Source organism: Neobacillus drentensis (assembly GCF_036966985.1).
GTDB lineage: Bacteria > Bacillota > Bacilli > Bacillales > Cytobacillaceae > Neobacillus > Neobacillus drentensis_E.
Window position 1 is genome coordinate 1 of sequence record NZ_JBALSN010000376.1, and the last position, 611, is coordinate 611.

Sequence of the window (611 nt, forward strand, 5' to 3'; positions counted from 1 at the left end):
TAACTGAAACTGATGGTGTGGTTTTCTTTAAAACGAATCACATTAGAAGTATTACAGAAAGTGCTAAAGACGATATAAAGTTCGATATAAAGGTCCCAGAAAAATTTGATTTCAAAAAAGCCGATACCTTTGTAAAGCTATTAGAAAGCATCAGATTTCAATGGGTAAGAATTAATCGTGGAGGTCCTGAATCATTTGAAGGGGTCCTAAGCGAAGTAAACAAACATTTTTGCTCACTAATTGTTAAGGAAGAAGTTGTTCGTGTGTCCATGAAGCATATTCGAAACATCAGCTATGGATTAAAGGTTGAATCATCAAAAAATGATGGCGGCCAAAAGAACGATGATTCCGATAAAAGCAATAAGAACAAAGATAAAGACGATAACGAATAAAAAATATGTCGCTTCTCCATTAGAGGAGCGACCCATTATCTCTTAAGGAGGATAAATATGGGTATAGAGAAATTTTCAGCTGCATTGGATTTATTAAAGGGTTTTGAGGTAAATCTTTTTGTAGGTGAAGATATTTTTAAAGGAAAACTGATTGGTGTTGAAGCAGATCATGTTGTATTAGAAACTGAAAATAATTACATCTTTTATTATAGCATTGAT

At 33.1% G+C, this 611-nt stretch carries 1 protein-coding gene; it reads left to right on the top strand.

The window, feature by feature from the left end; genetic code table 11:
- A partial coding sequence (locus tag V7659_RS22495; RefSeq protein WP_335542420.1) for a hypothetical protein occupies positions 1 to 392 on the top strand: 392 nt, incomplete at its 5' end.
- Positions 393 to 611: the final 219 nt, after the last annotated feature.